At 65.0% G+C, this 24029-nt stretch carries 25 protein-coding genes; 14 read left to right on the top strand and 11 right to left on the bottom strand.

Features of this window, described 5'->3' with window-relative positions; genetic code table 11:
* Window positions 1-6: 6 nt before the first annotated feature.
* Window positions 7-504: a GFA family protein gene (locus tag EN786_RS12215; RefSeq protein ID WP_127311199.1), complete on the bottom strand. Its 498-nt coding sequence runs from the start codon at window positions 502-504 to the stop codon at window positions 7-9.
* Between the two features lie 88 nt (window positions 505-592).
* On the opposite strand from EN786_RS12215, the gene EN786_RS12210 reads away from it, so the two are divergent.
* A complete protein-coding gene (locus EN786_RS12210) occupies window positions 593-916 on the top strand; it encodes a TfoX/Sxy family protein (RefSeq protein WP_135908392.1) in 324 nt (107 codons plus the stop codon).
* A gap of 3 nt (window positions 917-919) precedes the next feature.
* Here EN786_RS12210 and EN786_RS12205 read toward each other — a convergent pair whose 3' ends face one another.
* From EN786_RS12205 to EN786_RS12195, 3 genes are read right to left on the bottom strand one after another with little or no spacing between them, the layout of a single operon-like run.
* A complete protein-coding gene (locus EN786_RS12205) occupies window positions 920-1837 on the bottom strand; it encodes a pseudouridine-5'-phosphate glycosidase (RefSeq protein ID WP_127310817.1) in 918 nt (305 codons plus the stop codon).
* Between the two features lie 40 nt (window positions 1838-1877).
* On the bottom strand, window positions 1878-2822 hold the full coding sequence (locus EN786_RS12200; protein WP_127310818.1) for a carbohydrate kinase family protein: 945 nt from the start codon (window positions 2820-2822) through the stop codon (window positions 1878-1880).
* A gap of 40 nt (window positions 2823-2862) precedes the next feature.
* Window positions 2863-3063 carry a hypothetical protein gene (locus tag EN786_RS12195; RefSeq protein ID WP_127310816.1) on the bottom strand — a complete coding sequence of 67 codons (201 nt, stop codon included), beginning with the start codon at window positions 3061-3063 and terminating at the stop codon, window positions 2863-2865.
* Window positions 3064-3104: 41 nt separating this feature from the next.
* On the opposite strand from EN786_RS12195, the gene recA reads away from it, so the two are divergent.
* From recA to EN786_RS12180, 3 genes are all read left to right on the top strand, one after another.
* The gene (recA, locus tag EN786_RS12190) at window positions 3105-4205 is read left to right on the top strand and encodes a recombinase RecA (RefSeq protein ID WP_126054856.1); all 1101 of its coding nucleotides are present in this window, start codon (window positions 3105-3107) and stop codon (window positions 4203-4205) included.
* A 238-nt stretch (window positions 4206-4443) separates the two neighbouring features.
* Window positions 4444-7110 (top strand): alanine--tRNA ligase, encoded by a 2667-nt coding sequence (gene alaS / locus EN786_RS12185; RefSeq protein WP_127310815.1) that lies wholly within the window; start codon window positions 4444-4446, stop codon window positions 7108-7110.
* A gap of 65 nt (window positions 7111-7175) precedes the next feature.
* Entirely contained in the window at window positions 7176-7955 is a 780-nt protein-coding gene (locus tag EN786_RS12180) for a PhzF family phenazine biosynthesis protein (RefSeq protein ID WP_127310814.1), read from the top strand.
* 64 nt (window positions 7956-8019) lie between these two features.
* Here the strand turns inward: EN786_RS12180 and EN786_RS12175 are convergent, their stop codons facing one another.
* The 3 genes from EN786_RS12175 to EN786_RS12165 all read right to left on the bottom strand — a co-directional run bounded on the left by EN786_RS12175 (window position 8020) and on the right by EN786_RS12165 (window position 10727).
* Window positions 8020-8805, bottom strand: coding sequence for a hypothetical protein (locus tag EN786_RS12175; protein WP_127310813.1), 786 nt, complete (start codon window positions 8803-8805; stop codon window positions 8020-8022).
* Window positions 8805-9431, bottom strand: a complete 627-nt coding sequence (locus EN786_RS12170) for a glutathione S-transferase family protein (protein ID WP_127282344.1) — start codon at window positions 9429-9431, stop codon at window positions 8805-8807. The genes EN786_RS12175 and EN786_RS12170 overlap by 1 nt, the downstream gene beginning before the upstream one ends.
* Window positions 9432-9515: 84 nt before the next feature.
* Window positions 9516-10727 carry an NADP-dependent isocitrate dehydrogenase gene (locus tag EN786_RS12165; protein WP_127282343.1) on the bottom strand — a complete coding sequence of 404 codons (1212 nt, stop codon included), beginning with the start codon at window positions 10725-10727 and terminating at the stop codon, window positions 9516-9518.
* A 207-nt stretch (window positions 10728-10934) separates the two neighbouring features.
* Between EN786_RS12165 and EN786_RS12160 the strand changes: the two genes are divergently transcribed.
* From EN786_RS12160 to EN786_RS12130, 7 genes are all read left to right on the top strand, one after another.
* Entirely contained in the window at window positions 10935-11852 is a 918-nt protein-coding gene (locus EN786_RS12160; RefSeq protein WP_127282342.1) for an RNA methyltransferase, read from the top strand.
* A complete protein-coding gene (murI, locus tag EN786_RS12155) occupies window positions 11845-12630 on the top strand; it encodes a glutamate racemase (protein WP_127282341.1) in 786 nt (261 codons plus the stop codon). The genes EN786_RS12160 and murI overlap by 8 nt, the downstream gene beginning before the upstream one ends.
* Before the next feature lie 60 nt (window positions 12631-12690).
* Entirely contained in the window at window positions 12691-12879 is a 189-nt protein-coding gene (locus tag EN786_RS12150) for a DUF3008 family protein (RefSeq protein ID WP_126054849.1), read from the top strand.
* 337 nt (window positions 12880-13216) lie between these two features.
* Window positions 13217-13834: a 30S ribosomal protein S4 gene (rpsD, locus tag EN786_RS12145; RefSeq protein ID WP_126054848.1), complete on the top strand. Its 618-nt coding sequence runs from the start codon at window positions 13217-13219 to the stop codon at window positions 13832-13834.
* Between the two features lie 156 nt (window positions 13835-13990).
* Entirely contained in the window at window positions 13991-14848 is an 858-nt protein-coding gene (ttcA, locus tag EN786_RS12140) for a tRNA 2-thiocytidine(32) synthetase TtcA (protein ID WP_189524287.1), read from the top strand.
* Window positions 14849-14858: 10 nt separating this feature from the next.
* Entirely contained in the window at window positions 14859-15686 is an 828-nt protein-coding gene (locus tag EN786_RS12135) for an inositol monophosphatase family protein (protein ID WP_127282339.1), read from the top strand.
* A 68-nt stretch (window positions 15687-15754) separates the two neighbouring features.
* Complete coding sequence (locus EN786_RS12130) at window positions 15755-16165, top strand: hypothetical protein (RefSeq protein ID WP_127282338.1); 411 nt, start codon at window positions 15755-15757, stop codon at window positions 16163-16165.
* Window positions 16166-16205: 40 nt separating this feature from the next.
* Here EN786_RS12130 and EN786_RS12125 read toward each other — a convergent pair whose 3' ends face one another.
* Both EN786_RS12125 and grxD read right to left on the bottom strand, forming a co-directional pair.
* Complete coding sequence (locus EN786_RS12125; protein WP_127282337.1) at window positions 16206-17450, bottom strand: multidrug effflux MFS transporter; 1245 nt, start codon at window positions 17448-17450, stop codon at window positions 16206-16208.
* Between the two features lie 145 nt (window positions 17451-17595).
* Complete coding sequence (grxD, locus tag EN786_RS12120; protein ID WP_127282336.1) at window positions 17596-17931, bottom strand: Grx4 family monothiol glutaredoxin; 336 nt, start codon at window positions 17929-17931, stop codon at window positions 17596-17598.
* 164 nt (window positions 17932-18095) lie between these two features.
* Between grxD and EN786_RS12115 the strand changes: the two genes are divergently transcribed.
* From EN786_RS12115 to EN786_RS12105, 3 genes are all read left to right on the top strand, one after another.
* Window positions 18096-18896 (top strand): phosphodiester glycosidase family protein, encoded by an 801-nt coding sequence (locus EN786_RS12115; protein ID WP_127282335.1) that lies wholly within the window; start codon window positions 18096-18098, stop codon window positions 18894-18896.
* Between the two features lie 113 nt (window positions 18897-19009).
* Window positions 19010-20140, top strand: coding sequence for a multicopper oxidase domain-containing protein (locus EN786_RS12110; RefSeq protein ID WP_127311925.1), 1131 nt, complete (start codon window positions 19010-19012; stop codon window positions 20138-20140).
* A complete protein-coding gene (locus tag EN786_RS12105; protein WP_127311926.1) occupies window positions 20137-21336 on the top strand; it encodes a metal transporter in 1200 nt (399 codons plus the stop codon). The genes EN786_RS12110 and EN786_RS12105 overlap by 4 nt, the downstream gene beginning before the upstream one ends.
* A gap of 6 nt (window positions 21337-21342) precedes the next feature.
* Here EN786_RS12105 and EN786_RS12100 read toward each other — a convergent pair whose 3' ends face one another.
* Together EN786_RS12100 and purL are read right to left on the bottom strand one after the other, a co-directional pair.
* Window positions 21343-21576, bottom strand: a complete 234-nt coding sequence (locus EN786_RS12100; RefSeq protein WP_023674714.1) for a BolA family transcriptional regulator — start codon at window positions 21574-21576, stop codon at window positions 21343-21345.
* A gap of 98 nt (window positions 21577-21674) precedes the next feature.
* Window positions 21675-23915 (bottom strand): phosphoribosylformylglycinamidine synthase subunit PurL, encoded by a 2241-nt coding sequence (gene purL / locus EN786_RS12095; protein ID WP_135908388.1) that lies wholly within the window; start codon window positions 23913-23915, stop codon window positions 21675-21677.
* Window positions 23916-24029: the final 114 nt, after the last annotated feature.

Here is a 24029-nt window from a genome sequence, read left to right as displayed (position 1 = left end):
CTCTTCCTAATCCACCCACATGCCCGTGCGCTTGTGCCAATCGGCTATCGATTCTTCGGGATAGACGTCGAACACCTTGTCTTTCCTGCCGACCACCGGCTCGACCCAGCTCGCCTTGTATTTCAGCATCAGATGCACCTTTTCCGGCGGCATCGGCAGCTCGCTGTCGATCGCCGAGGCGAAGGGATGCACCAGATCCGGCCAGGTCGGGTCGTAGAGCCAGAGCGCCGAACCGCATTTGCGGCAGAAATTGCGCTCGCCGGTAGAAATCTCGCAATGCGGATGCTCGTCATCCTCGATCTCGGCCTGGTAGACGCCGAGGCTGCGCTTGCCCCTGATGTTCAGCGTCTCGTAGTCGGCGCCGAGATTGATGGCGAAACCGCCGCCGCCCTGCTGCTTGCGGCAGATCGAGCAGTAGCAGAGCATGAACGGTACCGGCGTGTGGCTTTCCACTTCGAAGCGGACGGCATTGCACCGGCAGGATCCTTTCAGCAGCAGCGGCATGGCAAACTCCCGTGGCTGGTCCTCAACTTGTCAGCATGGTTTTGGTTGCGGCGATGACAGGATCAGGCCGCGATGCCATGATCGCAGCATGGACAATGAACGCATAGAGGAGTTGTTCGAGAGCCTCGGCCCGATCAGCATCAGAAAACTGTTCGGCGGCAAGGGCATCTATTGCGACGGCGTCATCGTCGCCATCGTGCTGCGCGGCGAGCTGAAGCTGAAGGTCGACGAGCAAAGCGCCCCCGATTTCGAGGCCGCCGGCTGCCAGCAGTGGACCTATACCGGCTCGAGGCACGGCAAGCTGGTCGCGATGCCCTATTGGAGCGTTCCCGACAGTGCCTTCGACGATCCCGACGAGATGGCGGTCTGGGCGCGCCGCGCCTATGAGGCGGGGCTGCGGGCGGGCAAGTAGACGCTACAGCGCCTTGGCGATGCTGGCCGCCAGCCGCGCATTGTTCTCGACCAGAGCGATGTTGGTCTTCAGGCTGCGGCCGCCGGTCAATTCGAGGATTTTCGACAGCAGGAACGGCGTCACCGCCTTGCTGGTGACGCTGAGCGCCTCCGCGGCCTTCTGCGCCGCCTGGATGTAGCCGTCCATCTCCTTGGCCGGGATTTCTTCGTTCGCCGGCACCGGGTTGGCGATCAGGATGCCGCCGCCGAGGCCCAGCGCCTGCCGCGTCCGGTAGAAATGCGCAATGTCCTCCGGCACATGCAAGGTGAGCGGGGCGCGGAACGGCGAATGCCTGGACCAGAACGCAGGCATCGTCTCGCAGCCATGGCCGACGACCGGCACACCACGCGTCTCCAGCACTTCCAGCGTCTTTTCGATGTCGAGGATTGCCTTGGCGCCGGCCGACACCACGATGACTGGCGTGCGCGCCAGCTCGTCGAGATCGGCCGAGATGTCGAAGCTCTTTTCAGCGCCCTTGTGCACGCCGCCGATGCCGCCGGTGGCGAACACCTTTATCCCGGCCATATGCGCGGCGATCATCGTCGCGGCGACGGTGGTGCCGCCGGTGCGCGCCTGCGCGACGGCAAAGCCGAGATCGGCGCGCGACAGTTTCATGGCGTCGCCGGTCATCGCCAGCGATTCGCGCTCGCCGTCGGAGAGGCCGATCTTGATGCGGCCGGCGACCACCGCGATCGTTGCCGGTACCGCGCCATTGTCCAGGATGATCTTCTCGACATTGGCGGCCATGGCGCCGTTGTCCGGATAGGGCATGCCGTGGGTGATGATGGTGCTTTCCAGCGCCACCACCGGCCGTCCGGCGGCGAGCGCCTCCGCCACCGGCGGATGGATGTCGATGAAGGGGCGGGCGGTTTCGGGCGTCATGATGGTCTCCAATCCGGAGCGCGCGGCGCTCCGGCCGCCCTCATGCCACTTCCAGCGCCCCCGGCACAAGGGCCAGCATTTTCGCGAAGTTGGCGGCGCTGAAGGCGGGTACCGCCTCGGTGCTTTCGATGGCCAGGATGGAGGCGGCAATGCCTTCGCGCAGTGCCGCGCGCAGCGGCAGGCCATTGAGAAGTGCGGCGACCGTCGCGCCGGTCAGCGCATCGCCGGCGCCGGTGACGTCGGCGATCCGGCGCGGGGCAGGCGGTGCGATGGAGAACAGGCCCTCGCCGTCGAAGCCCAGCACCGGCTCGCCACCCGCCGTCACCACGCCGCTTGTGAGCCCGGCTCGCCGCAGCCCGCCGGCCAGATCGTGGCCATTCGCATCGTCGCCCAGGCCGGCGAGGGCGCCGGCCTCGCGCCGGTTCATGAACAGCACGGCCAGGCTGCCCAGCACCGGCATCAGCCGCACCACCTTGGCCGGCGAGATGGCGATGGCGAAGACCGGCTTGCCGGCGGCCTGCGCCACCAGCCGTTCCAGCGCAGCGGACGGCAGGTTCGCGTCGCACAGTATGGCGTCGGCGGAAGCGATCGCCCCGCGCACCTTGGCGCGGCGGATCTGCTTGGGGAAGGCGAGGTCGTAGAGCGCCATGTCGGCAAAGCCGACTATCAGCTCGCCGTCGCGGTCGATCAGCGCCGTGTAGCTCGGCGTCGTGCGGTCCAGGAACACCGCCGACAGGTCGGCGATGCCGGCGCTCGCGATCGCCGTCGACACAGTCTCGGCCGCGGCGTCGCCGCCACGCATCGACAGCAGCGAGGCCGAGACGCCGCGCCTGACCACGCTGCGCAACGCGTTGAAGACGCCGCCGCCGACATCCTCGCGCATGGTGCCGGGGTTCGAGGCAGCCGGCACGTAAGGGCCTGACACCTGGCCCCGCCGGTCGATATGGGCGCCGCCCACGGCAAGGATGTTGGGGGACTTCACCATCGTGGCGTCGATACCTTTGTTGATTGTCCGGCCGCGCACACTAGGTTTCTCCGCGCCGCCCCGCAATCAACGCCGCGATTCGGGCCGGCCGGACAATGGAATCCCGCATGGCCGATTGGAAGACGCCGCCGCTGTGTGTTGTAGGACATAAATAGAACAGATCAAGATATTGATTGTTTTTCAGCAGCTTGATGCCTCTTGCCAAACGAGAACAAAAAAGGTACAAAATGGCAGGGATCACGGATTGTCCGGCCTTCATTGACCACCAAGGGGTGATGTATCATGGCTCAGAATACTTTGCGGCTTGTAGAGGATAAGGCAGTGGACAAATCAAAGGCTCTGGACGCGGCGCTGTCGCAAATCGAGCGCGCCTTCGGCAAGGGCTCGATCATGCGCCTCGGCGCCAACGAGCAGGTGGTCGAGATCGAAACCGTGCCGACCGGGTCGCTCGGCCTCGACATCGCGCTCGGCGTCGGCGGCCTGCCGCGCGGCCGCATCATCGAGATCTACGGGCCGGAAAGCTCGGGCAAGACGACGCTGGCGCTGCACACCGTGGCGGAAGCCCAGAAGAAGGGCGGCATCTGCGCCTTCGTCGATGCCGAGCACGCGCTCGATCCGGTCTATGCCCGCAAGCTCGGTGTCGACCTCGAAAACCTGCTGATCTCGCAGCCCGACACCGGCGAGCAGGCGCTGGAGATCTGCGACACGCTGGTGCGCTCCGGCGCCATCGATGTGCTGGTGGTCGATTCGGTCGCCGCGCTGACGCCGCGCGCCGAAATCGAAGGTGAGATGGGCGATGCGCTGCCCGGCCTCCAGGCCCGCCTGATGAGCCAGGCGCTGCGCAAGCTGACCGCCTCGATCTCGCGCTCCAACACCATGGTCATCTTCATCAACCAGATTCGCATGAAGATCGGCGTCATGTTCGGCTCGCCCGAGACGACGACCGGCGGCAACGCGCTGAAGTTCTACGCCTCGGTCCGCCTCGACATCCGCCGCATCGGCTCGGTCAAGGACCGCGACGAGGTCGTCGGCAACCAGACCCGCGTCAAGGTCGTCAAGAACAAGCTGGCGCCGCCCTTCAAGGTGGTCGAGTTCGACATCATGTACGGCGAGGGTGTGTCGAAGACCGGTGAGCTGGTCGACCTCGGCGTCAAGGCCGGCGTGGTCGAGAAATCCGGCGCCTGGTTCTCCTACAATTCGCAGCGTCTCGGCCAAGGCCGCGAGAACGCAAAACTGTTCCTGCGCGACAATCCCGACACAGCGCGCGAGATCGAAATGGCGCTCAGGCAGAATGCCGGGCTGATCGCCGAGAAATTCCTCGAGAATGGCGGCTCCGAGGGCGGCGGTGACGACGGTTTCGAGGACGAAGCCGGCGCCATGTAGGTGACACAATCTCGGTTTATTACTATCTGCTTATGTAATTGAGTTCTTTAGTACTGCGTCCCGAACCGCCGGCCTTGTGCCGGCGGTTTGCGTTTCGGGCGATGCCCAGCCAGAGCCGGCAACAACCGGACTTTCCTCCAGTTCCGTGTTTCTGGACAGGCTGCGGCGTGATCGCTAAAAGGCCATGTCCATTTTGCCGTCGGCGCCCCCGGCGGTTCTCTCGAAAAGGCAAGCATCCATGAGTGGCGTGAACGAGATCCGGTCGACATTCCTCGACTATTTCCGCAAGGAGGGTCACGAGGTCGTCGCGTCGAGCCCGCTGGTGCCGCGCAACGATCCGACGCTGATGTTCACCAATGCCGGCATGGTGCAGTTCAAGAACGTCTTCACCGGCCTGGAGAAGCGGTCCTATTCGCGCGCCACCACCGCCCAGAAGAGCGTGCGCGCCGGCGGCAAGCACAATGACCTCGACAATGTCGGCTACACCGCGCGTCACCTGACCTTCTTCGAGATGCTCGGCAATTTTTCCTTCGGCGACTATTTCAAGGAGCGCGCCATCGAGCTTGCCTGGAACCTGATCACCAGGGAGTTCGGGCTGAAGAAGGACAAGCTGCTGGTCACCGTCTATCACACCGACGACGAGGCGGCCGGCTACTGGAAGAAGATCGCCGGCTTCACCGACGACCGCATCATCCGCATCCCGACCTCCGACAATTTCTGGGCGATGGGCGACACCGGACCCTGCGGGCCGTGCTCGGAAATCTTCATCGACCGCGGCGAACACATCTGGGGCGGCCCTCCCGGCAGCCCGGAAGAGGACGGCGACCGGTTCCTGGAATTCTGGAACCTGGTGTTCATGCAATATGAACAGGTGACCAAGGAAGAGCGCATCGACCTGCCGCGCCCGTCGATCGACACCGGCATGGGCCTCGAGCGCATGGCGTCCATCCTGCAAGGGGTGGAAAGCGTCTTCGAGACCGACCTGTTCCGCCATCTGATCGATGCCGCGTCATCGGCGCTCGGGCGCGGTCCGGATGCGGACACCGTCGCGTCGTTCCGCGTCATCGCCGACCATCTGCGGTCGTCCTGCTTCCTGGTGGCCGACGGCGTGCTGCCGTCGAATGAGGGCCGCGGCTATGTGCTGCGCCGTATCATGCGCCGCGCCATGCGCCATGCGCAGCTGCTCGGCGCCAGCGAGCCGCTGATGTGGAAATTGGTGCCGGCGCTGGTGCGCGAGATGGCCCAGGCCTATCCGGAGCTGGGGCGCGGCGAGGCGCTGATCACCGAAACGCTGAAACTGGAAGAGACCCGCTTCCGCAAGACGCTGGCGCGCGGCCTCGGGCTGCTCTCGGAGGCAACCGAGAAGCTCGGCGCCGGCGACATGCTGGATGGCGAGACGGCCTTCAAGCTCTACGACACATACGGCTTCCCGCTCGACTTGACGCAGGATGCGCTGCGCCAGCGCAGCATCTCGGTCGATCTGGCCGGGTTCACCGATGCGATGGAGCGGCAGCGGGCCGAGGCGCGCAAGAGCTGGGCTGGCTCCGGCGACGCGGCCACCGAGACAGTGTGGTTCTCGGTGCGCGAGAACACCGGCGCCACCGATTTCCTCGGCTACGAGACCGAACAGGCGGAGGGCCTGGTCCTGGCGCTGGTCAAGGACGGCAAGACCGTCGACAGTGCGGCGCAGGGCGACACAGTTGCCGTGGTCGTCAACCAGACGCCTTTCTACGGCGAGTCCGGCGGCCAGATGGGTGACACCGGCGTGATCTCGGGCGAGGGCTTCTCGATCGAGATCACCGACACGCAAAAGAAGGCCGACGGGCTGTTCGTGCATCTCGGCCGGGTGGCGAGCGGCACGGTCAAGACCGGCGCCGCGGTCGAGCTCAAGGTCGATCATGCGCGCCGCTCCAGGCTGCGCGCCAACCATTCGGCGACGCACCTCATCCACGAGGCGCTGCGCGAGGTGCTGGGCACCCATGTCGCGCAGAAGGGCTCGCTGGTCGCGCCCGAGCGCCTGCGCTTCGACATCTCGCACAACAAGCCGATCTCGGCCGATGAGCTCGAGGAGGTCGAGCGCATGGCGAACGAGATCGTCGTGCAGAACACCCCGGTGTCGACGCGCCTGATGTCGGTCGACGACGCCATCGCCGAGGGCGCCATGGCGCTGTTCGGCGAGAAATACGGCGACGAGGTGCGCGTCGTGTCGATGGGCACCGGTCTGCATGGCGCCAAGGCGAACCGCCCCTATTCGGTCGAGCTCTGCGGCGGCACCCATGTCCGGGCAACCGGCGATATCGGCCTGGTGCGCATCGTGTCGGACAGCGCGGTCGCCGCCGGCGTGCGCCGCATCGAGGCGCTGACCGGCGAGGCGGCGCGCAAGCATCTCGACGAGCAGGACAAGCGGCTGAAGGCGATCGCTTCGACGCTGAAGATCTCGCCGGCCGACGTGGCGGCGCGCGTCGAGACGCTGCTCGAAGAGCGCAAGAAGCTCGAAAAGGAGCTTAGCGAAGCGCGCAAGAAGCTGGCGCTGGGCGACCGTTCGCCGGCCGGCGTGCCGGCCGAGAACGAGACCATCGCCGGCGTCGGCTTCCTCGGCAAGGCGGTTTCCGGCGTGTCGCCGAAGGATCTGAAGCCGCTTGCCGATGCCGGCAAGAAGACGCTCGGCTCCGGCGTCGTCGTCTTCGTCGGCGCCGGCGAGGACAACAAGGCAAGTGTCGTCGTCGGCGTCACCGACGACCTGACCACCCGCTTCAGCGCCGTCGACCTGGTGCGTGTGGCGTCCGCCGCGCTTGGCGGGCAGGGTGGTGGCGGCCGTCCCGACATGGCCCAGGCCGGCGGTCCCGACGCCTCGAAGGCCGAGGACGCGATCGCGGCGGTGAAGGCGGCGCTGGAAGCGGCGTGACCTCGCTTGAGGTCGCCGTGCAGCCAAGCTAGCCATCCCGGGAGCGCGAAGTGACGACACTGACCATGTACCAGGTCGACGCCTTCGCCGACCGGGCCTTCCACGGCAATCCGGCCGCCGTCCTCATCCTCGAGGACTGGCTGCCGGAACATGTCATGCAGGCCATCGCCAACGAAAACAATCTTGCCGAGACCGCGTTCGCGAGGCCGAACGGCAAGGGCTGGGATCTGCGCTGGTTCACCCCGGTCCATGAAGCCGACTTTTGCGGACACGCCACACTGGCCACCGCCCATGTGCTGGCCCAGGAACACGATGTCGCCGGCGACATGGCCTTCGCCACGCGGGTGGGCGAGCTCGGGGTTTCCAGGCGCGACGGCGCCTACCAGCTCGATCTGCCGTGCTTTCCGCCGCAGCCCGTGGACGCCGAGCTGGCATCCGCGCTTCAGGACGTCGTTTCGGCGCGCCCGGTTGCGAGCTTCCGCAACTTCGAGAACCTGTTCGTCGAACTGGCCGACGAGACCGCCGTGCGCTCCTTTGTCCCGGACCTGTCCGGGATTGCGACCTTCCACCCTCTCGGCGTGGTCGTCACCGCGCGCGGCGAGACCCATGATTTCGTGTCTCGCTACTTCGCACCCGGCGCGGGCATTCCCGAGGATCCGGTGACCGGCTCCATCCACGCGACGCTGATACCCTATTGGTCCGAAAAGCTCGGCAAGACGGAGCTGTCGGCCTTCCAGTGCTCGCAGCGCGGCGGCCACCTGCTGTGCGAGCTGGCCGGAGACCGCGTGCGGATCACGGGCCGCGCGAAGACCTTCATGAAAGCGGAAATCTATCTGCCTGACTGAACGGCCCTCGGCTCATGGTGCAGAAGCTTGAGAGCCGCCGGGCCCTCGCGAGAGACCGGCATGATCAAAGGAAGCCTTGGCCGCCCGTGTATTTCTGACGCAGGCGCCTGTAAAGCCACCTGAAATAGGGGAGGTTTCGCCTGCGGTGCACAAACACCGTTTGGCCGAACGGCGTCTCGCTCGCTGACGCCGATGGATCGTGCCACTCCTGCGACGGGCTGCGAAAAATGGCGGCGCGCTGCTGCCTGGCAAGGATCGTCAGCACCGATTGATCATGCCGATGCTCGACAAAGCCGGGCAGATTGGGAAGGCCGTGGATATTCGGCATGTCGGTCAGCCGAACCTCGCTCGCCATGGCCGTCGCCAGCAGCTTGAGGAAAGCCCTCGCTTCCGGTCCGGCGCGGTAGAGCTGCATGCCGGCCCATAGCTGCGGCAGCGACCAGAACTCCTCCCGGTCAGCATCCATTTCGACAAAGCAGTCGCGCCTGGTCCAGGCGCCCTGCAGCATCCGCCCACCCATCTTGAACAGGCATACCGGGTGCTGGCTGGAAAGCGCGATCAGAGGCGCGGGGTCGGCGATGAAAGTCAGCGCGGCGTCGCTGTAGAGGACCGGCGTGCCGTCGGGCACGCGGTTCATCATGTCCAGCGTGATGAAGGGCTTCCACAGCCAGTAGCCGGCGCCGCGCGGCGCGGCCATGATCGATGGGTATTTTCGCGCCAGGTCGACCAGCACCGGGTGATCCGGCGTATAGAGATGACTGTCGAGGCCGAAGCGGCGCGCGCTCTTCAGCAGCAGCTTGCCGGCCTGCGACAGGTTCGGCGTCGCATAGCTGACATGGACGGCGCGCATCAGCCCGCCTGTTCGGTCCTGGCGAAGCTCGCGCGATCGGCGAAGCGCGCATACCAGTCGCTGATGTCGGCAAATCGGGCAAGCAATTCACGCCCTTCTGCGACCTTGACGAAATAGCCGATGATTGGGGCTGCATGCAGGTCGGCAAGGGTCAGTTGCGACCCCAGCAGCCACGGCCCGTCGGCCTTCAGCGCCGACAGTGTCCGCAGCACAGCCTCCGCTTGCGACAGGCCCTTGCTGATCAGGGCCTCGTCGGGCGGGTTTTGCTCCAGCCGCTCGACGGCGACATCCCAGACCATGGCGCGGTAGCCATAGGCGTCGAGCAGGCCGATGATCTGGTTCATCCTTGCCCGGCTGCGCGCCTCTTTCGGCTGCAGCGCCGGGCCGTCGAAGGCCTCGTCGGCATAGCGGGCGATCGCGCTCGCCTCGAACAGGCGAAAGCCGTCATGCTCGAAAGCCGGAATGCGGCCGAACGGATGATGTTCGAGATACCAGGCCGGAACGCCTTCCGGGGCAAAGACGTCGACCGGCACGAGGTCGTAGCCGATGCCTTTCTCTTCCAGCGCCAGCCGTGCGATGCGGACATAGACGCTATAGTCGGCACCGTAGAGGATTGGCTTGCTCATCGTCAGCCCCTTGCTTCCGCTCGCGTTGCTGCCCAAAAAGCGAAGGCTCCTTTCGGAGCCTTCGGCATGTCGAAATTTGGGTTCTTACCCCATGGCCTTCTGCAGGTTCTCGTCGATCTTGTCGAGGAAACCGGTGGTCGACAGCCAGGGCTGGTCGGGACCGATCAGCAGCGACAGGTCCTTGGTCATGAAGCCGGACTCCACCGTCTGGATGCAGACCTTTTCCAAGGTCTCGGCGAAGCGCTTCAACTCGGCATTGTCGTCGAGCTTGGCGCGGTGGGCGAGACCGCGCGTCCAGGCGAAGATCGAGGCGATCGAGTTGGTCGAGGTTTCCTCGCCCTTCTGGTGCTGGCGATAGTGGCGGGTGACGGTGCCGTGCGCGGCTTCCGCTTCCACGGTCTTGCCGTCTGGCGTCATCAGCACCGAGGTCATCAGGCCGAGCGAGCCGAAGCCTTGCGCCACCGTGTCGGACTGCACGTCGCCGTCATAGTTCTTGCAGGCCCAGACATAGCCGCCCGACCATTTCAGGCTGGAGGCCACCATGTCGTCGATCAGCCGGTGCTCGTACCAGAGTTTCTTCGCCTTGAACTCGGCCTCGAATTCCTTCTCGTAGACTTCCTGGAAGATGTCCTTGAAGCGGCCGTCATAGGCCTTGAGGATGGTGTTCTTGGTCGAGAGGTAGACCGGATAGTTGCGCAGCAGGCCGTAGTTCAGCGAGGCGCGGGCAAACTCGCGGATCGATTCGTCGAGATTGTACATGGCCATGGCGACGCCGGCGGCCGGCGCGTCGAACACGTCGTGCTCGATCACGGTGCCGTCCTCGCCGACGAACTTGATCGTCAGCTTGCCCTTGCCGGGATAGCGGAAGTCGGTGGCGCGGTACTGGTCGCCGAAGGCGTGGCGGCCGACGATGATCGGCTTGGTCCAGCCGGGCACCAGGCGCGGCACGTTCTTCATGATGATCGGCTCGCGGAAGATGGTGCCGCCCAGGATATTGCGGATCGTGCCGTTCGGCGACTTCCACATCTTCTTCAGCTTGAATTCCTCGACGCGCTGCTCGTCGGGGGTGATCGTCGCGCATTTCACGCCGACGCCGTATTTCTTGATGGCGTTGGCCGAGTCGATCGTCACCTGGTCGTTGGTGGCGTCGCGGTGCTCGATGCCGAGATCGTAGTAGTCGAGCTTGATGTCGAGATAGGGGTGGATCAGCTTGTCCTTGATGAACTGCCAGATGATGCGGGTCATCTCGTCGCCGTCGAGCTCGACGACCGGGTTCGCCACCTTGATCTTCGCCATGGAAAGAATGCCTCGTTGCTGGGGATCGGAACGGCCTTGCCCGCATGGCGTTCGGCCGGGGATGCCGAGCGTATATCAAAGGCTTTTTGAGCGCGCAAACGGCGATCGGCGGTGCCGCTTGATGCCATTCTTTGCGAAAGCTTCATTTTCGCCGCCGAATATGGCAGGGGTCGCCGAAATGCCGCAAACAGCAGTTCATTGACGTCCATGCCAGCCGACGAACAATCCCGAGACACCCCCATCGCAGCCGGCCCGGCGATCATACTGGTCGAGCCGCAGCTTGGCGAGAACATCGGCATGGTCGCGCGCGCCATGGCCAATTTCGGCCTTGCCGAGCTCAGGCTGGTCAATCCGCGCGATGGCTGGCCGAGCGAGAAGGCGCGCGCCGCGGCAAGCCGCGCCGACCATGTCATCGATGCGGTGCGGGTTTTCGACGATCTCGCCACGGCGGTCGCCGATCTCAATTTCGTCTTCGCCACCACGGCGCGCGAGCGCGACGGCTTCAAGGCCGTGCGCGGACCGGTCGAGGCGGGCAGGGCGCTGAGGACGCGGCAGCGTGCCGGGCTGCGAACCGGCATCCTGTTCGGCCGCGAGCGCTTCGGCCTCTACAATGAGGAAGTCGGGCTCGCCGACGAGATCGTTACCTTCCCGGTCGATCCTGGCTTCTCGTCGCTCAACATCGCCCAGGCCGTGCTTCTGATGTCCTATGAATGGATGAAGTCGGGACTGGAGGACGAAACCCAGACCAACTTCTCCGGACCGGAACTCGTGCCGGCGACCAAGGAGCAGTTGCACAGCCTGTTCACCTATCTCGAAGGCGCGCTGGAGGCGCGCGGCTATTTCCGCCCGGAAGGGAAGAAGCCGAAGATGGTCGACAATCTGCGTGCCGTGCTGACGCGCGCCGGTTTCGCCGAGCCGGAACTGAAGGTGCTAAGGGGCATCATCTCGTCGCTGGACAGATTTTCGCCGGCGATGCCGCGCGGCGATGGCTCCCCCGGCGACGATCCGAGACGGCTGCCCGCCGCTGCCGCGCGCGCCCGCAAGGCGGAAGCGGGCCAGGCGCCCAACGCCAATGGCGACGATAATGACGCGCCGCTGGGCGGCAAGGGCACAGACAATGACTGACCGGCCGATCCTGATGTTCGATTCCGGCGTCGGCGGCCTGACCGTGCTGCGCGAGGCGCGCGTGCTGATGCCCGACCGGCGCTTCGTCTATGTCGCCGACGACGCGGCCTTTCCCTTCGGCGCCTGGGAGGAGCCGGCGCTGCGCACGCACATACTCGATCTCTTCGCCAGGCTGCTCGACCGGTTTTCGCCGGCGATCTCCGTCATCGCCTGCAACACCGCCTCGACGCTGGTGATCGATGCGCTTCGCGAAAGATTTCCCGGCCATCCCTTCGTCGGCACGGTGCCGGCGGTCAAGCCGGCGGCGGAACGCACCCGCTCCGGCCTGGTCTCGGTGCTGGCGACGCCGGGCACGGTGAAGCGGCAGTACACGCGCGACCTGATCAGCAAATGGGCGCAGAAATGCCATGTCCGCCTGGTCGGCAGCGACAATCTGGCCGGACTGGCCGAGGTCTACATGCGCGAGGGCTTTGTCGACGAGGACGCCGTGCGCGCCGAGATCGCGCCCTGCTTCATCGAACGCGATGGGCAGCATACCGACATCGTCGTGCTTGCCTGCACCCACTATCCATTCCTGGTCAACCGCATGCGCAAGACCGCGCCCTGGCCGGTGGACTGGATCGATCCGGCCGAAGCGATAGCCCGCCGCGCCATGTCGTTGCTCCCGCCGGTCAACGGATCCTCGCAAGGCGAGCCCGACATTGCCGTCTTCACCTCCGGCAAGGCGGATTTCGCGGTCAGCCGGCTGATGCAGGGTTTTGGTCTGACGATCCCGTGACGGCAGGAACATCGGCTGGGCGGCTGCGTTCCCTCCGATAGTCAATTGGGAGAAACGACCATGCCTGCCACATCGAAAGCTCAGCAAAAGGCCGCCGGCGCTGCGCTGTCGGCAAAGCGCGGTGACACCAAGAAGAGCGAGCTCAAGGGCGCCTCGAAGGGAATGTACGAATCGATGAGCGAAAAGCAGCTCGAGGAATTCGCGGAGACCAGGCGCAAGGGCTTGCCCGAGAAGAAATCGAAGAGCTGATCTCGCTGCGCTTGGGAAGAAAAGCAAGAACCCGCCTGCGGGGCCGCGGGCTCTCGGTGATTGGCCCGCAGCGCCACTCACAAGCTTGACACCGCCTAAATCTCCGTTTAATCAGCGCGCCAACACCGGGCCGCAATGCCCGGTGGTTTTCTTTATGCGCGAGGCGATGGAAGTTCGATTGTTTCTTCCTAGGCCTTGTTAACTGACGTGTCCCGTGGGTTTTCCGTCGCGTTGCGTGGAAAACCCTGTCAGGTCTCGAAAACGGAGGCCAGAGGAGGGCGCGTTTCCTTCACTCGGAGCATGAGGTTCCGGGTGTATTGTTTTGAAAGGGAATGCGATGAGCAAGCGCGAATCCGCGAAATACAAGATCGACCGCCGTCTCGGCGAGAACATCTGGGGCCGCCCGAAGTCCCCGGTCAACAAGCGTGAATACGGCCCCGGCCAGCACGGCCAGCGCCGCAAGGGCAAGCTTTCCGACTTCGGCCTGCAGCTGCGCGCCAAGCAGAAGCTGAAGGGCCACTATGGCGACGTTTCGGAAAAGCAGTTCCGCAAGGTCTATGAAGAGGCCGACCGCCGCAAGGGCGACACCTCGGAGAACCTGATCGGCCTGCTCGAGTCGCGTCTCGACGCGGTCGTCTACCGCGCCAAGTTCGTGCCGACCATTTTCGCCGCCCGCCAGTTCGTCAACCATGGCCATGTCAACGTCAACGGCAAGCGCGTCAACATCGGCTCGTATCGCTGCAAGCCGGGCGACGTCGTCGAGGTGCGCGAGAAGTCGAAGCAGCTCGTCATCGTGCTGGAATCGGTCGCTCTCGCCGAGCGCGATGTGCCTGACTATATCGAAGCCGACCACAACAAGATGACCGCCACCTTCGCGCGCATCCCCGGCCTGTCGGATGTTCCGTTCGCCGTGCAGATGGAACCGAACCTGGTCGTCGAATTCTATTCGCGCTGATCGGTTGCTTCAGCGATCCATCGAAAGGCCGCCCAATGGGCGGCCTTTTTGTTTGCCGAGCCGCCATGCCGGCGCCGCAGAAATCGATTTCGATTTCCGGGCCGATGCGCTAATCCGGGCGCCGACACTTGTCCCTGGGGCCGATGCGCCATGAATATGCTGCCAGACGTCAAATTCCTCGAGCCGGTCGGCGACGACGCTGAGGGCGGCTTCCATCCCCTGTTCGCCGAGGTGCCGTCCTCCGTCGAGTTCAACAAGCTGCGCAAGCGACTCCTGAGATTGACGCGCCAGGCGATCGAGGATTTCGCCATGGTGAAGCCCGGCGAGCGCTGGCTGGTGGCGCTGTCCGGCGGCAAGGATTCCTACGGTCTGCTCGCTCTGCTGCTCGACCTCAAATGGCGCGGCCTGCTGCCGATCGAGTTGCTCGCCTGCAATCTCGACCAGGGCCAGCCGAACTTCCCGAAACACATCCTGCCGGACTACCTCAACGCCAACGGCATTGCGCATCGCATCGAATATCAGGACACCTATTCGGTGGTCACCGACAAGCTGCCCGAAGGCAGCACCTATTGTTCGCTTTGCTCGCGGCTCCGGCGCGGCCATCTCTACCGCATCGCGCGCGAGGAGGGCTGCGCCGCTCTCGTGCTGGGTCACCACCGCGAGGACATCCTCGAAACCTTCTTCATGAACCTGTTCCATGGCGGTCGCCTTGCCGCCATGCCGCCGAAACTCCTCAACGATGAGGGCGGCGTCATGGTGCTGCGGCCGCTCGCCTATAACGCTGAGGCCGATCTCGAGAAATTCGCCGACGCGATGAAGTTCCCGATCATCCCCTGCGATCTCTGCGGCAGCCAGGAAGGCCTGCAGCGCAATGCCATGAAGGCGATGCTGGACGACATCGAAAAGCGCATGCCCGGCCGCAAGGACACGATGATCCGCGCCATGACGAATGTGCGGCCCTCGCATCTGCTCGACAGGAAGCTGTTCGACTTCGCCGCCCTCAACGACAGGTAAGACGATCCCCATGACATTTGACGATAGCGCCATCGACTGGCTTGCCGGTCTCCTCTCCGACGCGGCCATTGCCGAGATCATGCCGCGCTTTCGCCGGCTGGGCGAAGGCGACGTCCGCCAGAAGACATCGGCCGCCGATCTGGTGACCGAGGCCGACGTCAATGCCGAGCGGGTGATCACGGCAAGGCTGCGCGAGCGCTATCCCTCGGCCATGATCGTCGGCGAGGAAGCCTGCTCCGACAATCCGGCGCTGCTCGGCGGTCTCGGCGATGCCGAGCTCGCCTTTGTCATCGATCCGGTCGACGGCACCTTCAACTTCGCCTCCGGCGTGCCGCTGTTCGGCGTCATGCTGGGCGTTGTCGTCAAGGGCGAGACCGTCGCCGGCATCATCCATGACCCCGTCGGCAAGGACTGGCTGATCGGCGCCAAAGGCGCAGGCAGCCACATCCGCCACGCTCATGGCGCGCTGGAGAAGGTGCGCGTCGCGGCGGCCGTGCCGATCTCGCAAATGACGGGCGCCGTCTCCTGGCAATACCTGCCGGAACCCGAGCGCTCTCGGCTCGCCCGCAACCAGACCAAGGCGCTGTCGCAATTCGGCTATCGTTGCGCGGCGCACGAATACCGGCTGCTCGCCAGCGGCCACGCCCATTTCGTCGTCTACAACAAGCTGATGCCGTGGGATCACCTGGCCGGCGTGCTGATCCACCAGGAAGCGGGTGGCTACGCGGCGCGGATCGACGGCAGCGCCTATCTGCCCTCGCATATCGACGGCGGCATCCTGGTCGCCCCCGACAAGGACAGCTGGCAGGAACTGCGCCGCGAGCTTTGGGCGGAGTAGGGGCAGGAGCCGCGGCCCGATCCAAGCCGGCGGGTGCCGGAGGCTTCGCGTAGTCCGGAGAACCGCTGATGAGACCTTGGTCGGCAATCCTCGCAGCAGCCCTGGTCATCGCCGTGGTTGCGGCCCCCTGCGAAGCCGGGGCGCAGCAGCGCCGCCCTTGTCACAGTTCCGATCCCATCGACACCCTGGTGGAGATGTCGGACGCCATCTATGCCTGCTGGAAGCCACCGGCTGGAACTGCCGGCATGTCCCTGACACTGCGGTTCTCGCTTCGCCGGAACGGCACGCTCATCGGCAAGCCACGCGCCACCTATTCCGATCTGGGAACCGACCAAGCGCTGAACCGTGCTTTCGTGACGTCCATCCTCAAGGCGCTCGACGAGGCTCTGCCGCTGCCGTTTTCAGACAGCATGGGCGGAGCCGTCGCGGGGCGGATGCTTGCCCCTCGTTTCACCGCAACTGTCGAAGGTGCAAGCTAGTCTAGGGGCGGGCGCAATTCGGAAGCTTCGGTGACACGCATCAGACCGGCGGATTGTGCGGCTGGAACAACCTGCCGCGCTCTGCCAGCAGGATCATCAGCAAGGCAGCCACCGAGACGCTGCAGAAGCCGGCGGCGAGCGGTGTCACCGTGCCGTTGTAGGCCTGCCCGATCAGCGTCCCGAGAATGCCGCCGAGGAAGGTCTGCATGAAGCCGAGTATCGACGAGGCTGTGCCGGCCAGTTGCCCGAGCGGCTCCATGGCGAGTGCGTTGAAGTTCGCGCCGAGCCCGCCAAACGGAAGCATTGCGAGGGCGAAGAAGCCGACGAACAGCCAGAGCGGCATTTGCATTTCGAGCGAGACGACGAGCCAGGCCAGGCTGATGGTCAGGAAGAGCAGCAGCGCGCCCTGCGACAGCCGGCGCATGCCGACGCGGCCGACCAGACGCGAGTTGAGATAGTTCGAGAAGGCGAGCACGCCGGCGACGCCGGCGAAGATCAGCGGGAACAGTTCGCCGACGTGGAAGACGTCGAGATAGATCTGCTGCGCCGAATTGATGAAGCCGAACATGGCGCCGAAGATGAAGGTGCTGGCAAAGGCATAGCAGAGCGCGATGCGGTTGGTGAGCACGATGCGGAACCCGCCGACGATGGCGTGCACCGTCAGCGGCCGGCGGTATTCCGGATGCAGGGTTTCGGGCAGACGCAGCAGCGCCCAGGCCGATACGATCAGCGCGCCCGCCGCCATGGTGATGAAGATGACGTGCCAGGTCGCGAACAGCATGATGAACTGGCCGATGCCGGGCGCCACCACGGGAATGGCCATGAACACCATGAAGATCAGCGACATCACCTCTGCCATGCGCCGGCCCTCGAAGGTGTCGCGCACGATCGAGACGGCGATGACGCGCGTGGCAGCCGCACCGATGCCTTGCACCACCCGGCAGGCGAGCAGCGTAGCGAAGGACGGGGCGATGGCTGCGGCACCCGCCGCCAGGACATAGATCACCAGCCCGACAACCAGCGGCGCGCGCCGTCCGAAGCGGTCGGAGACCGGGCCGAACAGGAGCTGGCCACCGCCAAAACCCAGAATGTAGGCGGTGATGACATATTGCCGGTGGTTTTCATTTTCGACACCGAGCGAGGCGCCGATCTGCTGCAGCGCCGGCAGCATGATGTCGATCGCCAAAGAATTGAGCGCCATCAGCGCCGCGCAGAGCGCGATGAATTCCCAGCGCGGAATGGGCAAACTGGTTGCCGATTGCTGCGCTACTGCCTGCTTGTCCACCGCAAGATCCGATCTTCCAAACGAACCTGCGCCGGTTGACCGGCGCATCGATCCGTCTCGTTCCCGGTATCGAGAACCAAAGTGCCGAGGTGGGGGCGGCCCCGGAAGCCAGCGCCGGCGCTCAGGCGCCGGCAGGCGCGTTCAGTCAGGCAGCGCCTTTGACGCTGACGCCCTTTTCGACGAGGAACGTCTGCAGTTCGCCCGCCTGGAACATCTCGCGCACGATATCGCAACCGCCGACGAACTCGCCCTTGACGTAGAGCTGCGGGATGGTCGGCCAGTTGGAATATTCCTTGATGCCCTGGCGCAGCTCGGCCGACGTCAGCACGTTCACGCCTTTGTAGTCGGCCCCGATATAGTCGAGGATCTGAACCACCTGGCCGGAGAAGCCGCACTGCGGGAAGCCGGGCGTGCCTTTCATGAAGAGCACCACGTCGTTGCTCTTCACTTCGCTGTCGATGTAGTCGTTGATACCGCTCATGGATAATCCTTTCACGCCTGTGGGAGTCAGGCTCGAAACATGACCATCAAATAAACCCATAGGTTGACCGAAACAAGGTATTTGCCTTGCTGGCGCCGAAATGGCGCAAAAGATGGCCTGACGCTGCACCAAGTCCCCTAGGCTGCCAATCCTCCCGGAGCGTAATGAAAAAGCGCCATCTCGCGACGATCCTGATCGGCGTCCTGCTCGTCGCCCTGGCCGCGGCCCTTTGGCTGCGGCCGCGGGAACGCCCGCCGCTCGTCATCGGCGGACTGCCCGCTCCGTGCCGGGATTTGAGCTTCGAGGCGGTCCCCTATGTCGTCTGCGAGATCGATCTCAACTCCTATGACGTCGGCCTCTTCCATGCCGGCGCTGACGGCAAACCCTACGGCTCGCTTGAGGTGTTCGACAAGGCGATGAAAGGGCAGGGGCGGCCGGTCCTGCTTGCCATGAATGGCGGCATGTACCACGAGGACCTGACGCCGGTCGGCCTGCTTGTCGAGGATGGCAGCGAAAGAGCGCCGCTCAACCTTGCCGACGCCGAGGGCAATTTCTTCCTGAAGCCGAACGGCGTGTTCCTGATCGGCAGGGACGGCAAGGCCGCGGTGTTGGAAAGCAGCGCCTATGCCGGCGCCAAACCCGATTCCGTCTTCGCCACGCAGTCGGGCCCGATGCTGGTGGTCGACGGCGCGCTGCATCCTCGCTTCGACCAGAACGGCACCTCGCGCTATGTCCGCAACGGGGTTGGCGTGCGTGATGGCGGTACCGTCGTGCTGGCGATCTCGCGCTCGGAAGTCAGCCTCGGCAGCTTCGCGCGGCTGTTCCGCGACGCGCTTTCCTGTCGCAACGCGCTGTTCCTCGATGGCGTGGTCTCGGCGCTGTCGGACGGCGACAGGATGATCGTCGGCGGAAAATACCCTGCTGGCCCGATCATCGCGGTGTCGGCCAGGAAGACGGCGCAGTAACCCCCAAGAGGCCTTGAGCTTGTCTCCGCCGCCAAAGCCGCGGCCATAACAATATAGCTATAGCTAAATCTTGAAGCATCCGCTATGCTTACCGCGATCTGGAGGATGCTGGCATGACCGAGACGAGATCCCTGCTGGAGCGCAAGTTCGATCGAAGGTTGCTTCTGGCCGGTGGCCTCGCGGCTGCAGGCGGCACGGCGGTGGTGGCGAGCGCGGCGCGCGGGCAGACAAGCCATGCCGGTCACGAGATGCCGGCGGCAGCTGCTGCCGAAGGCCAGCCGGCGCATCTGTCCGCTCATGGAGCGATGATCACGGTCGGCGAGGTCGACGACGCCCGAAACGGCTTCGACCCGGTGAAGCTGGTCAGCGATTGGGAGACCGGGACGGTATCGACGCTGCCGGACGGGCGCACGCTTCGCACGTTCGAAGTCACGGCGGAAGACAAGGAGATCGAGATCGCGCCGGGCATCATGTTTCCAGCCTGGACCTATAATGGCCGGGTGCCGGGGCCTTCGCTGCGCGCGACCGAAGGCGAGCGGCTGCGGATCGTCTTCCGCAACCAGGGCTCGCATCCGCATTCGATGCATTTCCACGGCATCCATGCCGCGAGCGTGGACGGTATCCCGGGCGCCGGCCTGATCGGGCCGGGTGAGGAGTTCGTCTACGAGTTCGATGCCAGGCCGTTCGGCTGTCACCTCTATCATTGCCACGCCCTGCCGCTGAAGCGGCATATCCAGAAAGGCATGTACGGCGCTTTCGTCATCGATCCCGACCCGGCCCGGCATCCGGAACACGACGCGGTCGCCCGCTCGCGCCTGCTCGGCACGCCTGAGAATGCCGGCTGGCAGGAGTTCGTGATGGTCATGAACGCCTTCGACACCAATTTCGACAACGAGAACGAGGTCTACGCCGTCAACACGGTCGCCCACGCCTACGCGAAGAAGCCGATCAGGGTGCTGAAGGATAAGCCTGTCCGCATCTATCTCATCAACGTCGTCGAGTTCGACCCGATCAACTCCTTCCACCTGCACGCCAATTTCTTCGACTACTACAATCAGGGCACGACGCTCACCCCGACGCTGAAGACTGTCGATCTGATCACCCAGTGCCAGGCCGAGCGCGGCATCCTCGAGTTCCACTTCCGCGAGCACGAGCCGGGCCTCTATATGTTCCACCCCCACCAGTCGGAATTCACCGAGCTCGGCTGGTCAGGCATGTTCGACGTCGTGGAGGCTCTGTCGTGACCGATACGAGCCAGCCTTCCGCCGACACGCGTGCCGCGCGACCAGCCTGGGCCTATCTGCTCTGGATCGCGTTGCCGCTCGCCGTGCTCGGGCTGGCCATCGCATGGCTGGTCTCTTCGGATTCGCTGTCCAGCTTCCGCAACGGCGCGCCGCCTGTCGAGAACATCACCTTCGAGCGGACGATCCTTGGAAACGACGGCATTCGCATCCTCGTCCGCGCTGGCGGGTCGGAACCGATGAGGATCGCTCAGATCCAGGTCGACGATGCCTATTGGCAGTTCACGCAGGATCCGCCGGGCCCCATCGCGCGCGGCTCGACGGCATGGATCGCCCTGCCATATCCCTGGGTGCTGGGGGAGGCGCATGCGGTCAACGTCGTGACCAGCACCGGCACCACATTCACCCATGAGATCGCTGTGGCCGTCCCGACCCCAACGCGCGATTCGCTCAGCCTGGTCGCGCAGGCGGTGCTCGGCGCTTTTGTCGGCATCCTGCCCGTGGCGATCGGCTTGATGTTCTACCCCGCGCTGCGCGGCGTCGGACGCAGCGGCATGGACTTCCTCCTGTCGCTGACCGTCGGCCTGCTCGCGTTCCTGTTTGTCGATGCGCTGGAGGACGCCTTTGAGCTGGCCGGTGAAGCCGCTGCCCTGTTCCAGGGACCGACCATGATCGTGCTTGCCGCCGCCGCCAGCTTCCTGCTGCTGATGGCGGCGGGCCGGCGAAGCGGGGCGCCGACCGGTCTGGCGCTCGCCACCTTCATCGCGCTCGGCATCGGCTTGCACAATCTCGGCGAAGGGCTGGCGATCGGCGCCGCCTTCGCGTCGGGCGCGGCGGGGCTTGGCACCTTCCTTGTGCTGGGCTTCACCCTGCACAACATCACCGAGGGTATCGGCATCGCCGCGCCGATCCTGAAGCAGCGTCCGCCGCTCAGGACCTTTGCCGCGCTGACGCTGCTGGCCGGCGGCCCCGCCGTCATCGGCCTGTGGATCGGCAGCCTCGCCTATGCGCCGCAATGGTCGGCGTTGGCGCTGGCGGTCGGCGCCGGAGCGATCCTGCAGGTGATCGTCGAGCTCGTGTCGATGCAGCTTCGCCAGCGCCCCGACGGCACACGCGCACTGCTTGCGCCGGGCGCAATGGCCGGACTGGCCGCCGGCATCGGCTTCATGTACGTGACGGCGATGCTGGTGAAGATCTGAGGGGACTCAGTCCGGAACGCTGGTCTGCAGGGCGAGCGCGTGCAGCACGCCGCCCATATTGCCCTTCAGCGCGTCATAGACCATCTGGTGCTGCTGGACGCGGCTTTTGCCGCGAAAACTCTCGGCCACCACTTCAGCGGCGTAGTGATCGCCGTCGCCGGCCAGGTCGCGGATCGTCACCTTGGCGTCCGGAATGCCTTCCTTGATCAGCCGTTCGATGTCGTGCGCGTCCATTGCCATGCGGGTTTTCCCTATCAGGTACTGAGGGCTCATAGATATGGCCGGGACGGCGGATGCACCACTCCAAAGGCGACCAGAACGCCGTCCCGAGCACAATATTACGGGTCCACGACCTCGTTTGCCATGAAGCGAGGAAACCAGGATTCGTGGGCGGCGGTCAATTCGCTCACGGGGATCGCCCGGGCTTCGCCGAGTTTCAGGTCGCGGCCGCCGGTCGAGCCGATCCAGGGCGCGAAGATGCCCAGCTTGCCCTGGTCCTCGCGGATGGCGTCCCATTCCTTGCTTTGCGGATCGATCGACAGCGTCAGCAGATAGCGGCCCTGGTCCTCGCCGAAGAACACCGGGATCGGATCGGTGCCGACGAGGCCGGGGATGGTGGCGCCGATGCCCGACGCCATCGCCATTTCGGCCAGCGCCACGGCAAGGCCGCCATCGGAAAGGTCGTGCGCGGCGGTGACAACGCCGGAGGCGATCAGCGCGCGGACATGGTCGCCGACGCGCTTTTCATGTTCGAGGTCGACAGGCGGCGGCGGGCCGTCGCTGCGGCCGTGGATGTCGCGCATATAGACGGACTGGCCGAGATGGCTGCCCCAGGTCGCCGGCGCGCCGACCAGCACGATCATCTGGCCTTCGCCGGCAAAGCCGATGCGCGCCATCTTCGACCAGTCGGCGATCAGCCCGACACCGCCGATGGTCGGCGTCGGCAGGATGCCGCGGCCATTGGTTTCGTTGTAGAGCGAGACATTGCCGGAGACGATCGGGAAGCCGAGCGCGCGGCAGGCATCGCCAATGCCGTTCACCGCCCCAACCAACTGGCCCATGATCTCCGGCCGTTCCGGATTGCCGAAATTGAGGTTGTCGGTGGCCGCGAGCGGCAAGGCGCCGGTGGCGGTCAGATTGCGCCAGCATTCGGCCACCGCCTGCTTGCCGCCCTCGTAGGGATCGGCCTCGCAATAGCGCGGCGTCACGTCCGATGAGAAGGCGAGCGCCTTGGTTGCGTGGCCCTCGACGCGCACCACGCCGGCGTCGCCGCCGGGAAGCTGTAGCGAATTGCCCTGGATCAGCGTGTCGTATTGCTCCCATACCCAGCGGCGCGAGGAGAGGTCGGGCCCGCCAAGCATCTCCAGCAAGGCGTCCGCGACATCCGCCTTGGGCGCATCGTTTGCGGCGAGCGGCGCCGGCTTCTTGGGTTCGACCCAGGGCCGGTCATATTCCGGCGCCTGGTCGCCGAGATCCTTGATCGGCAGATTGGCGACCTCGTCGCCCTGGTGGATGACGCGAAAGCGCAGATCGTCCGTGGTCTTGCCGACGATGGCGAAGTCGAGACCCCATTTGTGGAAGATCGCCTCGGCCTCTTTCTCTTTCTCGGGGCGCAGCACCATCAGCATGCGCTCCTGGCTTTCCGACAGCATCATCTCATAGGCGCTCATGCGCTCCTCGCGCACCGGCACCCTGTCGAGATCGAGCTCGATGCCGAGATCGCCCTTGGCGCCCATCTCGACGGCCGAGCAGGTCAGGCCGGCGGCACCCATGTCCTGGATGGCGATGACCGCGCCGGACGCCATCAGCTCCAGGCAGGCTTCCAGCAGGCATTTTTCGGTGAAGGGGTCGCCGACCTGCACGGTCGGCCGTTTCTCCTCGATCTTGTCGTCGAATTCGGCCGACGCCATGGTGGCGCCGCCGACGCCGTCGCGCCCGGTCTTGGCGCCGAGATAGACGACCGGCAGGCCGACGCCCTTGGCCTCGGACAGGAAGATGGCATCCGTCTTGGCAAGCCCGGCTGCGAAGGCATTGACCAGGATGTTGCCATTGTAGCGAGGATCGAAATTGACTTCGCCGCCGACCGTCGGCACGCCGAACGAATTGCCATAGCCGCCCACGCCGGAAACGACGCCGGCCACCAGGTGCCGGGTCTTGGGATGGTCCGGCGCGCCGAAGCGCAGCGCGTTCATCGCCGCCACCGGCCTTGCGCCCATGGTGAAGACGTCGCGCAATATGCCGCCGACGCCGGTCGCAGCGCCCTGATACGGCTCGATATAGGAAGGATGGTTGTGGCTCTCCATCTTGAAGACGACGCAGTCGCCGTCGCCGATGTCGACCACGCCGGCATTTTCGCCCGGTCCCTGGATCACCTGCGGTCCGGTCGTCGGCAGGGTACGCAGCCACTTCTTCGAGGATTTATACGAGCAATGCTCGTTCCACATCGCCGAGAAGATGCCGAGTTCGGTGAAGCTCGGCTCGCGCCCGACCAGATCGAGGATGCGCTGATATTCGTCGGGCTTCAGCCCGTGCGCGGCAATGAGTTCCGGGGTGATCGGCACGGAATTGGAGATGGTCATGGGCGGCGATTTTTATCCGTGGGAGAGGGGAATTCGAGTCCCCTCTTATCGCAAGCTTGAGGCCGATACACCCCATAGATTGACGAAAAACGGCGGAAAGCCACAAGGTGGCGG

Origin of the sequence: Mesorhizobium sp. M4B.F.Ca.ET.143.01.1.1 (genome assembly GCF_004792275.1) — a bacterium.
GTDB lineage: Bacteria > Pseudomonadota > Alphaproteobacteria > Rhizobiales > Rhizobiaceae > Mesorhizobium > Mesorhizobium abyssinicae.
The sequence above is the reverse complement of the archived record's forward strand: the minus strand, read 5'-3'. Positions and strand labels throughout refer to the sequence as shown.